12 protein-coding genes are annotated in these 17,730 nt (G+C 74.4%); 4 read left to right on the forward strand and 8 right to left on the reverse strand.

The window, feature by feature from the left end:
• The 3 genes from ACIQIB_RS20675 to ACIQIB_RS20685 all read left to right on the forward strand — a co-directional run.
• The coding region (locus ACIQIB_RS20675) for a DUF397 domain-containing protein (RefSeq protein WP_400759658.1) at nt 1-121 on the forward strand (121 nt) is incomplete at its 5' end.
• Nucleotides 122-194: 73 nt separating this feature from the next.
• Nucleotides 195-383, forward strand: coding sequence for a DUF397 domain-containing protein (locus tag ACIQIB_RS20680; RefSeq protein WP_400759559.1), 189 nt, complete (start codon nt 195-197; stop codon nt 381-383).
• Nucleotides 377-1,438 (forward strand): NAD(P)H-dependent glycerol-3-phosphate dehydrogenase, encoded by a 1,062-nt coding sequence (locus ACIQIB_RS20685; RefSeq protein ID WP_400759562.1) that lies wholly within the window; start codon nt 377-379, stop codon nt 1,436-1,438. Before ACIQIB_RS20680 ends, ACIQIB_RS20685 begins: the two co-directional genes overlap by 7 nt.
• Here ACIQIB_RS20685 and ACIQIB_RS20690 read toward each other — a convergent pair whose 3' ends face one another.
• The 8 genes from ACIQIB_RS20690 to ACIQIB_RS20725 form a co-directional block, all read right to left on the reverse strand.
• Complete coding sequence (locus ACIQIB_RS20690; protein ID WP_400759565.1) at nt 1,439-3,226, reverse strand: ABC transporter ATP-binding protein; 1,788 nt, start codon at nt 3,224-3,226, stop codon at nt 1,439-1,441.
• Nucleotides 3,227-3,440: 214 nt separating this feature from the next.
• Nucleotides 3,441-3,578: a SapB/AmfS family lanthipeptide gene (locus ACIQIB_RS20695; protein WP_363604491.1), complete on the reverse strand. Its 138-nt coding sequence runs from the start codon at nt 3,576-3,578 to the stop codon at nt 3,441-3,443.
• Nucleotides 3,579-3,679: 101 nt separating this feature from the next.
• Nucleotides 3,680-6,274, reverse strand: a complete 2,595-nt coding sequence (gene lanKC, locus ACIQIB_RS20700) for a class III lanthionine synthetase LanKC (protein ID WP_400759567.1) — start codon at nt 6,272-6,274, stop codon at nt 3,680-3,682.
• A 685-nt stretch (nt 6,275-6,959) separates the two neighbouring features.
• The gene (locus ACIQIB_RS20705; protein ID WP_363604489.1) at nt 6,960-7,364 is read right to left on the reverse strand and encodes a hypothetical protein; all 405 of its coding nucleotides are present in this window, start codon (nt 7,362-7,364) and stop codon (nt 6,960-6,962) included.
• 102 nt (nt 7,365-7,466) lie between these two features.
• The gene (locus ACIQIB_RS20710) at nt 7,467-10,430 is read right to left on the reverse strand and encodes an AfsR/SARP family transcriptional regulator (protein WP_400759570.1); all 2,964 of its coding nucleotides are present in this window, start codon (nt 10,428-10,430) and stop codon (nt 7,467-7,469) included.
• Nucleotides 10,431-10,518: 88 nt separating this feature from the next.
• Nucleotides 10,519-11,100 carry a hypothetical protein gene (locus ACIQIB_RS20715; protein ID WP_400649912.1) on the reverse strand — a complete coding sequence of 194 codons (582 nt, stop codon included), beginning with the start codon at nt 11,098-11,100 and terminating at the stop codon, nt 10,519-10,521.
• 119 nt (nt 11,101-11,219) lie between these two features.
• Complete coding sequence (locus ACIQIB_RS20720) at nt 11,220-12,542, reverse strand: BTAD domain-containing putative transcriptional regulator (RefSeq protein WP_400759660.1); 1,323 nt, start codon at nt 12,540-12,542, stop codon at nt 11,220-11,222.
• 81 nt (nt 12,543-12,623) lie between these two features.
• Nucleotides 12,624-13,637 carry a helix-turn-helix domain-containing protein gene (locus ACIQIB_RS20725; RefSeq protein ID WP_363604484.1) on the reverse strand — a complete coding sequence of 338 codons (1,014 nt, stop codon included), beginning with the start codon at nt 13,635-13,637 and terminating at the stop codon, nt 12,624-12,626.
• Between the two features lie 324 nt (nt 13,638-13,961).
• Here ACIQIB_RS20725 and ACIQIB_RS20730 point away from each other — a divergent pair, with 324 nt between their 5' ends.
• The gene (locus tag ACIQIB_RS20730; RefSeq protein WP_400759573.1) at nt 13,962-17,660 is read left to right on the forward strand and encodes a S8 family serine peptidase; all 3,699 of its coding nucleotides are present in this window, start codon (nt 13,962-13,964) and stop codon (nt 17,658-17,660) included.
• Nucleotides 17,661-17,730: the final 70 nt, after the last annotated feature.

The raw sequence follows: 17,730 nt of genomic DNA on the forward strand, positions 1-17,730 counted from the left end.
CGCCGTCACCCCCGCCACCGTCCACGTCCGGGACTCCAAGGACCAGACCGGCCCACAACTCGCCTTCTCCCCCACCGCCTGGGCCGACTTCATCGACTTCACCGCCCAGCACCAGCAGTAACCTCCAGGCCCACACAAACTCACGCCCCCTCCGAGGAACTGGCACGGTTCATCAACACGTAGGTGGAGGATCAATGAGCACCGAACTGACCTGGTTCAAGTCCAGCCACAGCAGCACCGGCGGTGGCGAGTGCATCGAGGTCGCCGTCACCCCCGCCACCGTCCACGTCCGGGACTCCAAGGACCAGACCGGCCCACAACTCGCCTTCTCCCCCACCGCCTGGGCCGACTTCATCGCCTTCACCACGCGGAAAGGATGGTGACGACGGCGGCAGTGCTCTCGGCGGGCTCCTGGGGCACCGTGTTCGCGTCCGTGCTCGCCGACGCCGGCACCGACGTGACCCTCCACGCCCGGCGCGCCGAGATCGCCGACGCGATCAACGAACGCCACCAGAACCCCGTCTACCTGCCGGGCATCGACCTGCCCAAACAGTTGAGGGCCACCACCGACGTCGAGCACGCCCTGGCCGGCGCCGACTACGTGGTCGTGTCGGTGCCGGCGCAGGCCATGCGCGCCAACCTCGCCACCTGGGTGCCGCTGCTCGGCCCGGGCACCGTGCTGGTCAGCCTCATGAAGGGCATCGAGCTCGACTCCGGGATGCGGATGAGCGAGGTCATCGCCGAGGTCGCCGGCGTCGGCCCGGAGCGCGTCGCGGTGGTCAGCGGGCCCAACCTGGCCCGGGAGATCGCCAACCGGCAGCCCGCCGCGAGCGTGGTCGCCTGCGCCGACGAACCGGTTGCCAAGCGCCTCCAGGCGGCCTGCCGCACCCCGTACTTCCGCCCCTACACCAACCCCGACGTCATCGGCTGCGAGTTCGGCGGCGCGGCGAAGAACGTCATCGCCCTCGCGGTCGGCATCGCGGTCGGCATGGGGCTCGGTGACAACGCGCAGTCCCTGCTCATCACCCGGGGCCTGGCGGAGACCTCCCGGCTCGGCGCCACGCTCGGCGCCGACCCGCGCACCTTCTCCGGTCTGGCCGGCATGGGCGATCTGGTCGCCACCTGCTCCTCCCCGCTGTCGCGCAACCGCTCCTTCGGCGAACACCTCGGCCGCGGACAGTCCGTCACCGGGGCGGCTGCCGCGATCAGCCAGACCTCCGAGGGCGTCAAAACGTCCGAGGCGATCCTCCGCCTCGCCCGCCGCCACGGCGTGGAGATGCCCATCACCGAGGCCGTCGTCCAGTTCCTCCGGGGCGAGGTCAGCCTCACCGAGGCCACCGCCCTGCTGATGGAGCGGCCCACCAAGCCGGAACGGCACGCCCGCGCTGTGTTGCGTAACGTCACGGAGACTCCGGAGAGCTACTTGTCTTTGCCGTAGCTATGCGAGCGCGGGGCCGGCACCAGCAGTAGCCTCCGGGGCGGACTGGCTGGCGACCAGGTCCCGATACGGGGTGCAGCGGGCCAGGAGGGTGGCGTGGCCGCCGGCGTCGATCACGGTGCCGCGGCTCATCATGATCACGTGGTGGGCGTGCTGGACGGTGGAGAGGCGGTGGGCGACCACGATCACCGCGCGGGTCTTCGCCAGTTCCGCCACGATGGCGCGGAAGCGCTGCTCGTTGAGCCCGTCCAGCTGGCTGGTGGGCTCGTCCAGCAGGACGATGTCGGCCTCGGAGAGCAGCGCGCGGGCCAGCGCCATCCGCTGGCGCTGACCCCCCGACAGATCCGACCCGCGGCCCAGCAGGGTGTCGAGGCCCTGCGGGAGGCGGGCGATGTCCTCGGTGAGCCCGACGGCGTCCAGTGCGGCCACCAGGTCGCCCTCGTCGACGGGCCGGGCCCGGCCGAGTTGCAGGTTCTCCCGGACGGTGGCCTCCAGCAGGGTGAACGCCTGGTCGACGTAGGCGATGCGGGCGCGCAGCGCGTCCAGCGGCCAGTGCCGGGCGTCGTGGCCCAGGACGGTGATCGAGCCCGCGGAGGGCCGGATGAAACGGTCGATGAGTGAGAGCGTGGTGCTCTTGCCGGCTCCCGAGGGGCCCACGACGGCGGTCAGTCCGGTCCGGGCGGTGGTGAAGGAGATCCCGCGCAGCGCGGCGTCACCCGACCCGGTGTGGGTGTAGGAGACGGCACGGAAGACCACGGACGGCGCGTCCGGCAGCGGGGTGGGGGCGGCCGGTCCGGGGTCCCGGGGATCGGTCTCCGGGGCGAGGCACAGCAGTTCGTTGCAGCGGTCCCGGGCGGCCAGCCCGGCCTGGAGCCGGCCGAAGCCGGTGGCCAGGGTGCTCACCGAGGGGACGGTCTGGAGGAGGTAGAGCAGGAACGCGGCGAACGCCGCCACCTGGAGGTCCCCGGCCGCCAGCCGGGCGCCGCCGGTGAGGATCACGGCGATCATCGCCAGCTGGTTGCCGAGCGTCAGCACCGCCGGGATCAGGGCGCCGAGGCGGGCGCCCTCCAGGGAGACGGCCCGCAGCCGCTCGGCGTCCGCCGCCAGGGCCCTGGCTGCCACCGGTTCGGCCCGGTACGCCTTGATGGTGGTGAGCGCCTCCAGGTCGGCCGTGAAGCGCTGGGCGATCCGGCCGACCGCGTCCTGCTGACCGGTCACGTTGGCCTTCATCCGGCGCAGGATCAGCAGGACCAGGACGGTCAGCACGGCGAGGGCGACGACCGTGGCCAAGGTGAGGACCCAGTCGATCCAGACCATCACGAGCAGCGTCGAGGCGACGGTCAGTGCGGCCAGCGGAAGCTGGGTGGCCACCTCGACCACCTGGCGCAGCAGCAGCGCGTCCGAGGTGATCCGGGCGGCGAGCTCCCCGGTGCCCTGGGCCCGGACCACGGCCAGCGGCAGCCGCAGCGTGTGCTCCATGAGGCGGATCCGCAGGCGGTACGTCATCCGCTCGCCGATCCGGGCCAGCAGGAAGCCCGACAGCGCCTGGGTGAGGGCTCCGGCGACGGCGGCCACGCACATCATCAGCACGTCGGTGCCGAGCGGCCGGTGGTCGGAGAAGTCGGTGATGATCTTCCGGACCAGCAGCGGGAGGGCCAGGGCGGCGGCGGTGGCGGCCAGGGCGAGCAGGAGTGCGCAGACGAGTCGGCCGGGCTCGGCGGTGAGTTCGCGGCGCAGCCGTACCCGGCCCGGCGCGCGGCGGTCGGTGCGGGGGGTCCGGTCGGCCACGGGCAACCTCTCTGCTGGTTCGGCGGTGTCGCGCGGGCGGACGGGCGGCGGTACCGGCACCGGCTGTGCACGAACAGACAAGCGGCGGCACCGACGACCGCGCGGACCGGGCCGGAACGGCTGGGTGCCGCTCCGGCCCGGTGGCCGGCCGGGCCCGTGGTGACGGCCCGGCCGGCTCCGCCGTGCTGCCCGCCCTACCGGGCGGCGGTACGACTCAGAGACAGAGCAGGGTGCTGACGGTGCTGGCACCGCAGTTGAGCACGCTCAGCGAGCTGGTGTTCGCGAGGGCGTCGTCGATCGGGGCCGCCTCGGTCTCGGGCAGTTCCATGGTCTGGAGGTCGAGGATCGCCATGACTGGTCTCCTTCACTTCGGGGTTGATCGCCCGGCCGGCGGCCGGGAGTCGGTGGGGGCGCGGGGCCCGCGCCCGGGGCGGACAGGCCGCGAGGGGCCCGTCAGCCGGGGGTGGTGGTGGTCGGCGGGGTGGCGCCGGGCCCGCCGGTCCAGGGGAGGAAGGGCGTCCCGGCCAGCGCCGTGCCCAGGGCCAGCAGCACCCCGGCGGAGCCGGTGGCGAGGTCCGCCGAGAGCCGCAGCAGCTGGTCGCCGGGGAAGGCGAGCCGGCCCCGATAGGGGACCTGATGCAGGGTCAGCAGCGCCCGCTGGCGGTCCAGCAGGGCTGTCGCCTCCGCTTCGTCGGCGCGCTGCCGGGTGACGGCCAGGTAGCCGAGCAGCCCCGACCGCCCGTTGAACAGGCCCGGCTGGATGACGAATTCGGGTTCGGCGGCCCGGCGGATCGGCCGTTCCCGGTCGGCCGAGGGGCTGTCGGGGCGGTGGGCCAGCAGGGCGTCCAGCGCGAGGCCGATGCCGGCGCTGCCGGTCTCGAGGTACGGCAGCACCCGGCGGCCGTCGACGACCTGGAGGGTGCCGTCGGCGATGCTCGCGCACCGGTCGAGGTCGAGCTCCAGCAGGGTCTCGGCCTGGTCGAGCAGGGCGGTCTCACCGGTCCGCTCGTACAGGCGGACCAGGGCGAGCGCGGTGCCGGAGGCGCCGGCCAGCAGGCCCGCCCGGCGGCGGGGGTCGCCGCGGCCGGTCTTCTCCAGGGCGTCGGCCGAGGCCCTGGCGAGGGCCAGCGCCTCGTCCAGCAGCCGCGGTTCACCGGTGGCACCGGCGAAGTGCAGGAGCGTCAGGGCGATGCCGGGCGCCCCGCCGGCCAGGCCGGGGCCGGGTTCGTCCGCCGAGGCCTCGGCGAGGCGCCGCAGCAGCCCGAGGGCCGCTTCCCGCTCGCCGAGCAGGTCCAGGACGTAGGCCACACCGTGGGTGCCGGAGTACAGGCCGGCCGTGGCCGGGCGGGTCCGGGCGGCGCGGGCCAGCCACCGGACGTGCTCGGGGTCGGCCCCGGCACCGGTGGCGTGCAGGGCGTAGAGGACACCGGCCGCGCCGTGGGCGAGGCCCAGGCCGCCGTGGGTGAACTGGGCGACGTCGCCGGGGAACAGCCGGTCCGCGCGCTCGGGGGTGGCCATCGCCGCGATACCGGCGGCCAGCGAGTCCCTGATCCCCGGCCAGTCGGCCTCCGGCGCGGCGAGCAGCGCCCTGGCCTCGGCCCGGTGCCCGCCCAGCTCGGGCCGGCCGGTGCGGCCGTCGGACGGGGCGGAGCCGAGCAGCCGGCGGATCTCGTCGGTGTAGCCGGGGGGCACCGGGAAGCGGCGCTCGATGGCGTCGGCGAGTTCGCCGGCCTTGCCCGGGTCGAGGGCGAGCAGCTGCGCCAGCGGCAGGAAGAGCCAGAGCCGGATCGCGGCCAGCCCGTACCGGTCGATCTGCGTCCCGGTGTGTCCCGGCGGCGCGGTGAAGCCGGCCGCGCCCAGCGCCGGGCGGACGAAGTCCTCGACGGTGCTGGCGAGTTCGAAGTCGATGAAGCAGAGGTCGCCGTCCGGCCGGATGATCAGGTTGCGCGGGTGGAGGTCGCCGAAGACCACCCCGCGGGCGTGGATCGCCGCCAGGGCCTCTTCGATCCGGTCCACGATCCCGAGCGCCTCGCGGGTGTACTCGGCGACCGAGGCCTCGTCGGCGTCCGGGTGGATCAGCGGGTAGCGGGCGGTCAGCCACTCGCTGAGGGACCGGCCCTCGACGAACTCCTGGACCAGGAACTCGTGTTCCCAGGCCGTCAGCAGCCCGTGCTGCGCGGGGACACCGGGGACGCCCGCCAGCCGGAGCAGGATGTCGTGCTCGTTGCGCAGCCTGGTCACGGCGTCGACCCCGCGCTGGTCCAGGCCGGCGTACGGCCGGGCCTCCTTCAGCACCACCTGCGGCCCGTCGGCCCCGTCCCGGGCCAGGTAGACGCCCCCCGCGTTGGAGAAGTGCAGGACGCGCTCCACGGTGTACGGGAGCCCGGTGTCCTGCTGCGCCGCCCGTTCCGCCACGGCCGGTGCGATGCAGGCGGGCACCGGAGCCCAGGCGGGGACGGCGAACCCGGCGCCGCGGACGTCGGGCACCAGCCGTCCGTCCGGGCCGGCGAGGGCGAGCACCCGTTCCCCGGTGTCGTTGCGGCAGTAGCGCTCCGCGAACCCGCCGTACCTCAGGTAGAGCGGCCCCTCACCCCAGCGGAGGTCGCTGAGGATGTACGGCCCCCGGCGTCCGGCCAGCAGCCGGCCGAGGCCGTCGAGACATCGCTCCAGCTCGGCGTCGTCCACCGGGTAGAGCGTGCAGAACTTCCCGCTGGCGCCGCGCGCCGCGTATTTGGAGTTCTGCACCTGGAGGATGGGCAGGCCGCGCAGGAACTTGAACGTGATGCGCTCCCGCAGGCAGTACGCGTGGACCTCCTCCAGCACCTCCTCGGCGGTTTCGAGGCACGACGACACATGGATCTTCCAGCCCTGGAAGGGCAGTTGGACGTCCACCGGCCGCACCACGGTCCAGAGCTCCAGATCGCCGCGTTCCCACCCGGTGGGCAGCGGCCGTCCGACGGCGGCGAACTCCTCGTGCGCGCCCCAGCGCCGGGGCGAGTCGTAGAAGAGCGGGTCGGCAAAGGCGTAGGCCTCGTACCGGTTGTCCAACGGAAACCCTCCTCGGAGCGGGGTGCGCGAGTGGGTCGGCAGCGGAGCCGACATCCGTCACGGCCCGGGATGGCAGGGGTCGTCGGCGGATCAGTGACAGTGAGCCGGAGAAACCCGGCTGCAATGTGACTATCCGAATATGGGGGTGCTGGAGTTTACGCGCAACGGCGCGGACCCGGCCATTCCAACGGCCCGCACGCCCCCCGCTCAGCCGTGCGCCCATGAGTACGCCGGGGAGCGGACGTGTGCGCCGCCCCGGCCGCAAGGGCCCGCTCCGAGGGGGCGACGCGGGCGGGCGGCCGTCCGGCGAGGGTGCGGAGCGCCGGCCGGGAACCGTCATTGACCTGGACGGAAGCGGCGACCGGCGCGGTGCGCGAAGCCACCGTCGACAACAACCCTGACGCCGGGTCACACCGGCGCGCGCACGGTGGCGTTCACGCTTCCGTCAACGACCGCTCATGGGAGATCGCGGGGAAATTCAGCAGGAATGGACGGAACCATTCCCCCAGATCGATTTCCTGTTCCATTGAGGGCGCATTTCGGGGTGCCCGAAGGCCGCTCGAAAACCGTTCGGAGTGCTGACCTCTCCGCGCGACGACATCACGAAAGGGGCGGGTGGCGGCGGCCACCCGCCCCTCAGGGGCGTCCCCTCAGGCCGGTGTCACCGGCCATCCGTAGAAAACGGTCAGTACCAGAGGTCGGGGCTGAGCTGGTAGTCGTAGCCCGAGCCGCCCTGCCAGTAGAGGCGAACCTCGGCCTTGTAGTCGTGGCCCGGGGTCGGGTTGGAGAGGGTGTAGCTGTAGCTGTACTGGCCGGAGCGGCAGGGGAACGAGGTGGAGAGGGCCTGGCTCTGGGTGGTGTAGTCCCAGAGGATGATCTGCTCGGTGCAGCTGTTGCTGCCGAGGTTGGTGACCGCCGTCGCGGTGACCTGGCCGCCGCCCGCGCTGATGCACGCCTGCTCCCAGGCGGGGCCGCCGCAGCCGCCGCCCGATGACGCCGCGGCGGTGCCCGCGCCCGCGAGGGCGATGCCGCCGAACAGCGCCGTGCCGGCCAGCACCATGGCGGCCTTCCTGATTCCCTGAACGACCATGATCGGTCCCTTCCTGTGCCTGCCCCGTCCGGGTGACCGGGCAACCGCGAGAAGCCTCGACGACGGTGATGGACATTCGATGAGCACGCCGGCGGAGGCCCTTCACCCCAGGCCGCGCAGGATCTCCCGGACCTCGGCCGCGTCCGAGGCGAGGCCCAGCCGCTCGAAGTGGCCCAGGGCCTGGGTGAGGCAGGCCCTGGCCCGGTCGGTGTGGTGCAGCCCGGCCAGCGCCCGCCCGAGGACCCGCAGCAGGGTGCCCTCCAGCATGCCGCCGACCTGGCGGGCCTGCGGGAGCGCCTCCTCCGCGGCCCGGACGGTGGCCCGTTCCCGGCCGGCCGCGAGGTGGATGTGGGCGATCAGGCTGCCGGTGGCGGCCTGGAAGCCGATCATGCCGAAGGAGCGGAACCGCTCCAGCCCGTGCTCCGCCGCGTCGAGGGCGGGCGCCAGGTCGCCGCACAGGTGCAGCACCCGGGCGAGGTAGTACCGGCCGACCGCTTCGGAGATGGAGACCTGCGCGCCCGTCAGTTCGGCACAGCGTTCGGCGGCGGCCCTCGCCTCGGCCAGGTGCCCGCACTGGGCCCGGTTGAAGGCGAGTTCGCCGAGCGCGAGCCCCTCGGCGGTGCCGTCGTCCAGCCGCTGGAAGACCGCCGCGGCCTCCTCCAGCGGGCCGATGGCCGCGCCGAACTCCCGCAGGGCGCGGGCGTTCGCGCCGAGCAGCTGGAGGACGTTGGCCCGCAGCCGCAGCCGGTCCGGCCCGTCGCACAGCTCCAGGCAGCGGCGGAGTTCCGCGCCCGCCCGCGCATAGGAGTTGGCGTGCCAGAGCATGCTGCCCCGGACCGAGCGGGCCAGTGCCTCGGCCGCGCGGTCGCCGCGGGCCAGGGCGGCGGCGGCGACCTGGCCGGCGAGGTCGGCGACCGTCGCGATGTAGCCGCGGCCGAAGAGGACGGAGCCCATCTTGTCCAGCAGGTCGGCGGTCTCGGCCAGCGGCAGGCCGGGGTCCTGGCAGGCGCGGTCGATCACCGCGCGATGGAGGGCGGTCCTGGACCGCATCCAGGCGGTGGCGGACTCCACCGTGCCGAACTCCTGCCCCGGCACGGTGGTCGTGGCCTCGATGAGACTGCGCCGGGCGCGGTCGACCCGGTGCGCGGTCTCCTCGGCGTTGCGGGCGCTGGCCAGGGCGAAGTCCAGCAGCCGGGCGAACGCCGCCGTCACCGAGGCGGGAGTGTCCTCATGGCCGCTCCGCTGCCGGGCGAACACCCTCAGCAGGTCGTGGAAGCCGTACCGGTCGGCGGCGGGCGACTGCAGCAGGTTGAGGTCGACCAGCGTCTCCAGGAGGTCGCGGGTCTCCTCGGGGCCGCTGCCGAGCAGCGCCCCGGCGGCGGCGACGCAGAGCTCGGGGGCGTCCGGCAGCGCGAGCAGCCGCATGGCGCGCGCCTGCGGTGCGCTGAGCCGGGCGCAGGAGAGCGCGAGAACGGACTCCACGGCGGTTTGGTGGCAGGCGAGTCGGGCGAGCCGGGTCTGCTCGTCGGCGAGGCTCGCGGCCAGCACGCCCAGGGTCTGCGCGGGGTCGGCCGCCAGCCGGGAGCCGGCCACCCGGACGGCCAGGGGCAACAGGCCGCAGGCGGTGACGATCGCCAGTGCTGCCTCGGGCTCGGCCTCGGTCCTGGCCCGGCCGGCGATGCCGGCGAGCAGGTCGAGCGCCTCGGCCGGCTCCATCGCGTCGAGGTGGAGGTGGCGGGCGCCCGGCAGCGCGGTCAGCCAGGCGCGGCTGGTGACCAGCACCGCGCAGGTCCGCGAGCCCGGGAGCAGCGGCGCGATCTGCTCGGCGGTGGCCGCGTTGTCGAGCAGGAGCAGCAGCCGGCGGCCGGTGACCGTCGTGCGGTAGAGCGCGGCGCGCTCGACCGGGTCGGCGGGGATCTCGCGGTCCTCCACGCCCAGGGCGGTCAGGAAGGCGCCGAGCGCCTCGGCGGGGTCGAGCGGATCGGCCTGGGCGCCGCGCAGGTCGATGTGGAGCCGGCCGTCGGGGAAGCGGTCGCCCAGGGCCTGCGCGACGTGCACGGCCAGGCTGGTCTTGCCGACCCCACCTATCCCGTTGACCGCCGAGATGACGACGGCGCCCGGGTCCGGGCCGGCGAGCACCTCGGTCAGTTCCGCGACGGCGGCCTGTCGGCCGGTGAAGTCCGCTACGGCAGCGGGCAGTTGGTCGGGTACCGGCGGCCGCGCCGAACCGGTCGGCTGGCCAGGGGAGTCGGGCCTCGCGTGGACTCCGGGCCGGCCCGGGGTGCCGAGGGCGGGGTCGGCGCGGAGGACGCGGGCGTGCAGCGCGTCCAGTTCCGGACAGCCCAGCCCTTCGGCGCGGTAGAAGCGCCGGGCGTCGGCGTACACGGCGTGGGCCTCGGCCGGCCGGCCCGACAGGTGGTACTCCCGCATCAGCAGGGCCCGGAACCGTTCCCGGAAGGGGTGGGCGAAGACGGCCTGGTCGAGGTCGACGAGGCAGGACGGGCTGTCCCCGAGGTCGACGTCGAGGCCGAGCCTCGACTCCAGCGCGTCCACCCGGCGCTCGGCCAGATGGCGGCGCAGCTCGGCGGCGTGCCGGCCGGGCAGCCCGGCGAGCGGCTCCCCCTCGTGCAGGGCGAGCGCGCGGGTGAGCAGTTCGCGGGCGCGCGGCCGCTCACCGGCGGCGAGGGCGTCGTCGGCGCCGGCGACGAGGAGGTCGAACGTGCCGGTGTCGAGTGCCTCGGCTGGCACGTCGAGGCGGTAGCCGCCGTCGACCGTCACCAGCAGGTGCTCGGCGCCGTGGTTCCTGAGCTCCCTGCGCAACCGGTAGGCGTGGGTGGCCAGGACGGACCTGGGCCGGTTCGGCGGGCTGTCCTCGTCGAAGATGCCGTCGCCGAGCCGGGCGGACGTGAGCACCCGGCCCGGCTGGCCGAGCAGCATGGCCAGAAAGGCCTGTTGCTGCCGGCGTCCGAGCGCCAGGCGCCGGTCGCCGTGCCAGGCGGCCAGCGGGCCCAGGAGGCGGAAGCGAAGGCCGGCTCCGGCCGCTCGCTCGACTGCGGTGGTCTCCATGTCGGGTCTCCCTGTGGACTCGGAGGTCCCGGGCCGGCGCGGGGAGACGGCGGGCGCACGTCTTCGGCCCGGCCGGCCCGAGGACCGGTCAGGCCGCCGAGCAGCCGGTGGGCGGGGGCAGGACCACGTAGGGGCTCTCGGTGGAGGCGGGGCCGGCGAGCGGGCCCCGGGTCTGGCCCGGCACATAGGTGATCCCGGGCTGCCGTTCCCAGAGGGTGCGGTTGCAGGTGTCGGTGATCAGGAGGTCGCCGTTGCGCCAGAGGGTCAGCCGGGCGTGCGGGTGCCCGCCGGTGCCGCTCTCCCAGCAGAGGCCGCCGGACGCGTTGAGGACGACCAGGTTGCCGTCGGCGCGCATGACCGCCTTGGCGCCGCAGCCGACGGTGCCGGACGCCCAGGTCGCGGACTGGCGTGACCAGTCGTGGCCGGGCGCGTAGTAGGTGACGAGGTTCCCGTCGGACTGCATGATGAGGCGCGCGGTGCCGTACTGGCCCCGGTTGTCGATGTGCCGGCCGTCGTTCGGGAGCTGTTCGTCGTCCCAGATACTGGCGGTCGGCGCGTCGTAGGCGGCGTGGGCGGTGCCCTGGGCGGCCAGGACGCTCGCCGCGGCCAGGGCCGTGGCGGCGGCGACGCCGGCGAGCCTGCGGGTGATTCGTGCGACGGTGCTGCTCAACTGCTTGTCCCTCTTCCCTCGCCCGGTGCTGGTACGGCGGCCGGCCTGGTCGGGCGGGTGACGGCGGCCGCTGAGGGGATTGTGTGACCCGCCGATTGACGGATGATCAACGCGTTCGTTTACGTCCCGCCGGGCCCGCCGGTCCGCGGGACCAGCGCGGCGACCGGCCAGGCGGGGCGGCGCACCAGCCGGTCCGCCGCGGCCCGCAGCGGACCCGGCAGATGGTCGCAGGCGGCGGCCAGCGTCCGGGCGGCCGTCGGTTCGCGGGCCAGCCGGTCGGTGCCGAGCACCCGGCCGAGCAGCGCCTGTGCCTCACCGGGGGTCATCCGGCCGAGGCTGACGGCGTGACATGCGACGCGCCCGCCCGGGGCGCCGAGCGGCAGCGGGCCGGGGCCGTCGGCGGTGACGAGGGCGGCGCAGCCGGGCGCCACGGGCAGCAGCGGGCCCGCGCGGTCGGCGGTGGCGGCCCCGTCGAGGACGACCAGGACCCTCCGGTCGGCCAGCAGCCGGTGGTACAGCGTGCGGCGGTCGGCCGGGTCCGGCGGCACGGCCCGCTCCTCGACGCCCAGCGCGCGGACGAACGCCGCCAGGACGGCGGGCACCGTCGGGGCGTCCCGGCCGTGGAGATCCGCGTACAACTGGCCGTCCGGGTAGGCGGCGCCGGCCAGGTGGGCGGCGTGGACGGCGAACGCGCTCTTGCCGGCTCCCCGGGGGCCGGTCACCGTGACGAGCGGTGGGCCGGTCCGGTCCGGTGCGGTCAGGGTCTCCGCGACCGCGGCCAGTTCCTCCCCGCGCCCGGTGAAGTCACCCAGGTCGGGCGGCAGTTGGAAGGGGCGCAGCACCGGGCGGACGGGGGTGCGGGCCGGCGCGGGCGTCCAGGTGTCCGCCCGCAGTTCCAGGTCGAGTTCGAGGCGGGAGCGCCGCGCCTCGTCCCGCCGGGCGGCCAGCAGGCGGCGTTCGTGTGCGGCGAAGGGCCCCGGCACGTCGTCCAGGGCCCGGCCCGTCCAGAGGTCCAGGGCGTCGGACAGCAGGGTGCGGGCGCGTTCCGGCTGCCAGTTGCGGCGGGCGGTGGCGGCGTCGGCGAGCGCGGTCAGGAAGGCCGTGCGGTCGATGCCCGCCGGGTCGGCGTCCAGCCGGTAGCCCTTGGCCTCGTGCCGCAGGATGCTCGGGCCGCCCGCGTCCAGCGCGCTGCGGAGCCGGTACACGTTGCCGGGCAGGGCGCCGGCGCGGTCCGGGGCCTCGTCGCCCTCCTCGCCCCAGACCCCGTCGATGATCTCGCCGACCGGAACGGGGCGGCCGGCCTGGGCGAGCAGGACGGCGAGGACGGCCCGGTCCTGGGCCCGGTTGATCCGCAGCTCGCGGCCGGCCCGCCAGGCCTTCAGCGGTCCGAGGGTGGTGAAGTGGAGCTCCAGCGCGTTCCTCCTGCGCTTCGACGAACGGATCGACGGTTCGTCATGCTACAGACCAACGGGTACGGGGCTCTCGGGGCCGGGGTACGGGACTCCGCCGGCCCGGACTCCGTCTCAGATCCACCCCTCGCGGGCCGCGTGGAGGCCCAGCTGGATCCGGGTGCTCACCCCCGCCCGGTCCAGGAGCCGTCGCACCCGCCGCTCCACCGTCCGCTTGCTGACCCCGAGGTGGGTGGCCACCGCGCGGTCGGGGAGACCGGCCACCAGCAGCGACAGCAGCCGCAGATCACTCGGCGAAGGTCTGGCCGACACCGTCCCGGCGCCCACGCTCTCCGGGGTTCCGTCCGGCCGGGGGAGCACCGGTGTCGCGGACTCCCAGACGCTCTCGAACAGCGCCTCCACCACGGCGATCAGGCTGGGGTGTCGGATCAGGAGGCCGAAGCGCTCCTCCCCGCCGCCCGGGTCCAGGGGGATCAGGGCCCGGCCGGCGTCGGACAGCAAGAGCTTGACCGGCACGGCCGGCGCCGTCCGCATCAACTCGCCACTGCACAGGGACGACTCGATCAGGTTCTCGTCCGGTGCCTGGGACAGGGCCGACTGCTCGTACACCACCCGGTAGCTCAGCCCCTCGGCCATCCGGGCGAGCTGGGTGGGCAGGTTGTCCGCCGCGGACAGCGCGAAGACCGGCGGCTTGACCAGGGCGCGCACCTCCTTGCGGGCACTCTCCTGGACGTCCTGGACGGCGGCCGCCAGGGCCTGGTGTCCGGCGACCACCTGGACGATCTCCGTGGTGTCGCGGGCCGGCGCGGACCGGCGGTAGACGTCGGCCAGCCGCTGGACGCTGGTCCGGGCCTCCTCCAGTTCCCGCTGGCGCCTGGCCAGGAGATTGCGGAAGGCCAGCTCCGGCTCGCGCGCGCGGTAGCGGCCGCCCACCGGCTGGACGAGCCCCTGCTCCGCCAGGGCCGCCAGCCCCACCCGCACCTGGTGCTGCGGACGGCCGGTCGCGGCGGCCAGTTCCGCGAGCTGGGCGGCGGGGCGGGTGACCAGTGCCAGGTAGACGTGCTCCGCCTCGGCTCCCAGGCCGAAACCGTCGAGCAGCCGCCCTTGTTCTTCCAGCGCCTCCAGCAACCGACTTCGCCCCTTCGTGACGATCGGCTCGTACCCCATCGGCTCGCCGGCCGGTACGGGCCGGGTCGGATCGGCCTCCGAATGACGTGGCCATGATCACCGTAAAGAGAAGCCCTACGGCAGTCAATGGGCACTCATGAAGATTGCGTGGCGAAGTACCGTACGGGCGGCCCGAAGTGAGCATCCGTACCGCCCAGGGGGATCCGGGCTGTCGGGGGCACGCCGTTGACGGGCAACCGCCACCGCCGAGAGGGATGTCCGGGCACGGAGCGCACCAGAATCTCACCAGCCCTGCCACCCCCGGAAGTTCCCCAGAGGAGACCTGTGCGATCCCCCACTCCACGGCTCCGGCGCCTGATAGCCGTCGGCGCCGCTCTCGCCGCTCTCGCCGCGACGCCCGCCGGCCCCTTCAGCGCGGTCGCGGCCCCCGCACCCGCGAACGGCCCCGCCGTCGCCCCCGGCACGAGTTCACGCACCATCACCCTGCTCACGGGTGACAGGGTCACCCTGACCACCCTGGCGACCGGGCAGGTCATCACCTCGGTGACACCGGCCCGGGACAGCACCGGTGTGGTGCACACCCTGACCGTCGGCGACGACACCTACGTCTACCCGGACAGCGTCCTCCCCTATGTCGCCGCCGGAATCCTCGACAAGCGGCTGTTCGACGTCACCGCGCTGGTGGCGGACGGCTACGACGACGCGCAGGCGTCCGCACTCCCGCTGATCGTCCAGTACGACAGGAGTGCCCGCGGCGCCGCGGACGGCCCGGCCGCCGCGAAGCTGACCACCTCGCGGGATCTCCCGGCGATCAACGCCACGGCCTCGACCGTCAGGCGGGACGACTCCGCCGCCGCCTGGCGGCAGCTGACCGCCGTCACGGCCCGGGGCGCCGCGCCGGCCTTCGCCGGCGGTGTCAGCCACATCTGGCTGGACGGCAGGGCCACGGCGAATCTGGCCGACAGCACCGCGCAGATCGGCGCACCCGAGGTGTGGTCCGGGGGCAACACCGGCGCGGGCATCAAGGTGGCCGTCCTGGACACCGGCATCGACACCGGGCACCCCGACCTCGCCGACCGGGTGGCGGGCAGTCAGAACTTCGTCCCCGGCGAGTCCGTCGAGGACGTCCACGGGCACGGCACCCACGTCGCCTCCACCGTCGCCGGTACCGGCGCGGCCTCCGGCGGCAAGGAGAAGGGCGTCGCGCCGGACGCGCGGCTCGTCGTCGGCAAGGTCCTCGGCGGCCCGGGCGCCACCGGCCTGGACTCCTGGATCATCGCGGGCATGACCTGGGCGGCCGAGACCGAGCACGCCAGGATCGTCAGCATGAGCCTCGGCGACCCCTCCGTCGTCGGCGACGGCAGTGACCCGCTGAGCCAGGCCGTGGACGCCCTGAGCGCCCGGACCGGCGCACTGTTCGTGATCGCCGCGGGCAACTCCGGTGCGGGGGGCGTCTCCTCCCCCGGCTCCGCGACCTCGGCGCTGACCGTCGGCGCGGTCGACTCCGGCGACAACCTCGCCGACTTCTCCAGCACCGGCCCGCGCGCCCTCGACGGCAACCCCAAGCCCGAACTCACCGCTCCCGGTGTGGACATCGTGGCCGCCCGCTCGCAGCACACCGACGGAAGCGGCTACTACACCACCATGAGCGGCACCTCGATGGCGACGCCGCACGTCGCCGGCGCCGCCGCGCTGCTCGCCGCCGCGCACCCGGACTGGACCGGCCGGCAGATCAAGGACGACCTGGTCAGCACCACGCACCTGACGCCCGGCATCACCGTCGGCGACGGCGGCGCCGGCCGGCTGGACGCCAGGGCCGCGGTGCTCGGCAGCGTCCACGCCACCGCGACCGCGTGGTCCGGCTTCTACTCCTGGCCGCACGGCGCCGACCGGCCCCGCACCAGGACCGTGACCTACCGCAACACCGGCAGTGCGGACGTCACCCTCAGGCTGGCGCTGGACACCCCGGCCCCCGCGGGCGTGTTCAAGCTCTCCGCCGACTCGGTGACCGTACCCGCGGGCGGCACCGCCGACGTCACCCTGACCGGCGACCCGGCGAAGGCACCCGCCACCGGCAACCTCGACGGACAGCTGCTGGCCACCGACCCGGCCACCGGCGGCGTCGTGGCGCACACCCTCGTCGGCATCAACGTCGAGAGCGAGCGCTACAACCTGACCGTCAACGCGACCGGCCGCGACGGCGGCCCGCTCCAGGGTCTGGCCGAGGTCTACGACCTGCACACCGGTGACGTCCTCCTCGCCCAGCTGGACGGCACCACCACCCTGCGGCTGGCGCCCGGCACCTACGCGGTCCTGACGACCGCCGACCTCCCGGGTGCCGAGAAGCCGGACGGTCTCGGCCTCGCGGTGCTGTCCGACCCGCAGGTCGAGCTCACCGCCGACCGGACGGTCGCGCTCGACGCCCGCCGGGCGCACCAGGTGCAGGTCCGCACGCCCAGGGAGGCGACCGCCTCCCAGTACCGGATGGAGTGGTACCGGGGCCTGAGGGAGACCGGCGGCCTGGACGAGGTCCTGCTGATCCCGCTGAAGTACACCAGCATCTGGGCCCAGCAGACCACTCCCGTCACCACCGGCGCCTTCCACTTCCTCACCCGCTGGCGGCTCGGCCAGAGCACGCTGGAGGTGAACGGGGCGGGCACGGAGTTCACCGACCTCGTCCAGCAGGTCGGCTCCACGGCACTCGCCCCCGGCCGCAGCCGCCTGCGCGCCGTCCACGCCGGCCAGGGCGCCGCCGCCGACTACGCCCGCATCGACGCCAGGGGCAGGGCCGTCGTGGTGGACGCCAACTCCACCGTCACGCCCACCGCGCAGTCCGCGGCCGCGGTCGCGGCCGGTGCCAGGCTGCTGCTGGTCGTCAACGACACCGAGGGCCGCCTCAGCACCTGGTACGGCAACGCCGACTACACCGACGCACCCATCCAGGTGGCCTCGCTGACCAAGGTCGAGGGCAAGAAGCTGGAAGCCGCGATCGCCAAGGGCGACGACCGCCTGGACGTCACCGCCCGTGACCACCGCGACTACGTCTACGACCTGGTCGACCGCCACGACGGCGCCGTCCCGACCGACCTGCTGTACCAGCCGAAGGAGTCCGGCCTGGCCACCGTCCGGCAGAACTTCACCTCGCCCTCCCGCGTCCTCGGCGGCGAATTCCGTTACGACCTCCAGGACTTCAACAGCCGCGGCTTCGGCTTCGCCGAGTACCAGCCCATGCCGCAGGCCCGCGTCGACTACGTGGGCACCCAGCAGGGCTTCACCTGGTACGAGCAGTCCACCCTCGGCTCGATCGTGGAGGAGCGGGCGGTGCCGCGCACCTACGCGGCCGGCACGACCACCGACCACCGGTGGTTCTCCGCGCCACTGCACCCGCGGCTGAACACCGGCACCTGGCTGCCCAGCCGCACCGGCGACTGGATGGTCGTCAACATCCCCGGCTGGGGCGACGGTGAAGCGGGCCGCTCCGGCTTCGCGCTGAGCGACGACCTCAAGGAGAACCTGGCGCTCTACCGGGGCGGCACCCTGCTGGCCCGGCAGGACGGCCAGGCGCTCTACCTGACCGTCCCCGCCTCGGCGAAGCCCGAGCCGTACCGCCTGGTCGCCACGACCGGCCAGAGCGGGGTCTTCGCCTACGGCACCGGCACCACCACCGAGTGGACGTTCACCTCCGCGACCGCTCCGGACGGCTACGACTGCCTCCCGCTCGTCCAGCTCGACTACAACCTGGGCGCGGACTCCGACGGCGCGATCCACCGCAACGCGCGCATCGGCGTCACCGCCTCGCCGATGGACAACGCCGCCCGGGCCGGGAGGATCACCAGCACCTCCCTGGAGGCCTCCTACGACGGCGGCGCCACCTGGACCAGGCTGAACCCGGACCGCGACGGCACCGCCGAACTGTCCGCGCCGCCGCACAACTCCGGCTTCGTCTCCCTGCGGGCGAAGGCCACGGACAGCAACGGCAACTCCGTCACCCAGACCCTGCTGAACGCGGCGCGGCTGAGGTGAGGCCGGGGCCGTGACGGCGGTTCGCGGGACCGCCGGTCGGGACCGGCCGACGGACCGTGAACGGCGACAG

It is taken from the genome of Kitasatospora sp. NPDC092286, assembly GCF_044755565.1.
In the GTDB taxonomy this organism is placed as follows: domain Bacteria; phylum Actinomycetota; class Actinomycetes; order Streptomycetales; family Streptomycetaceae; genus Kitasatospora.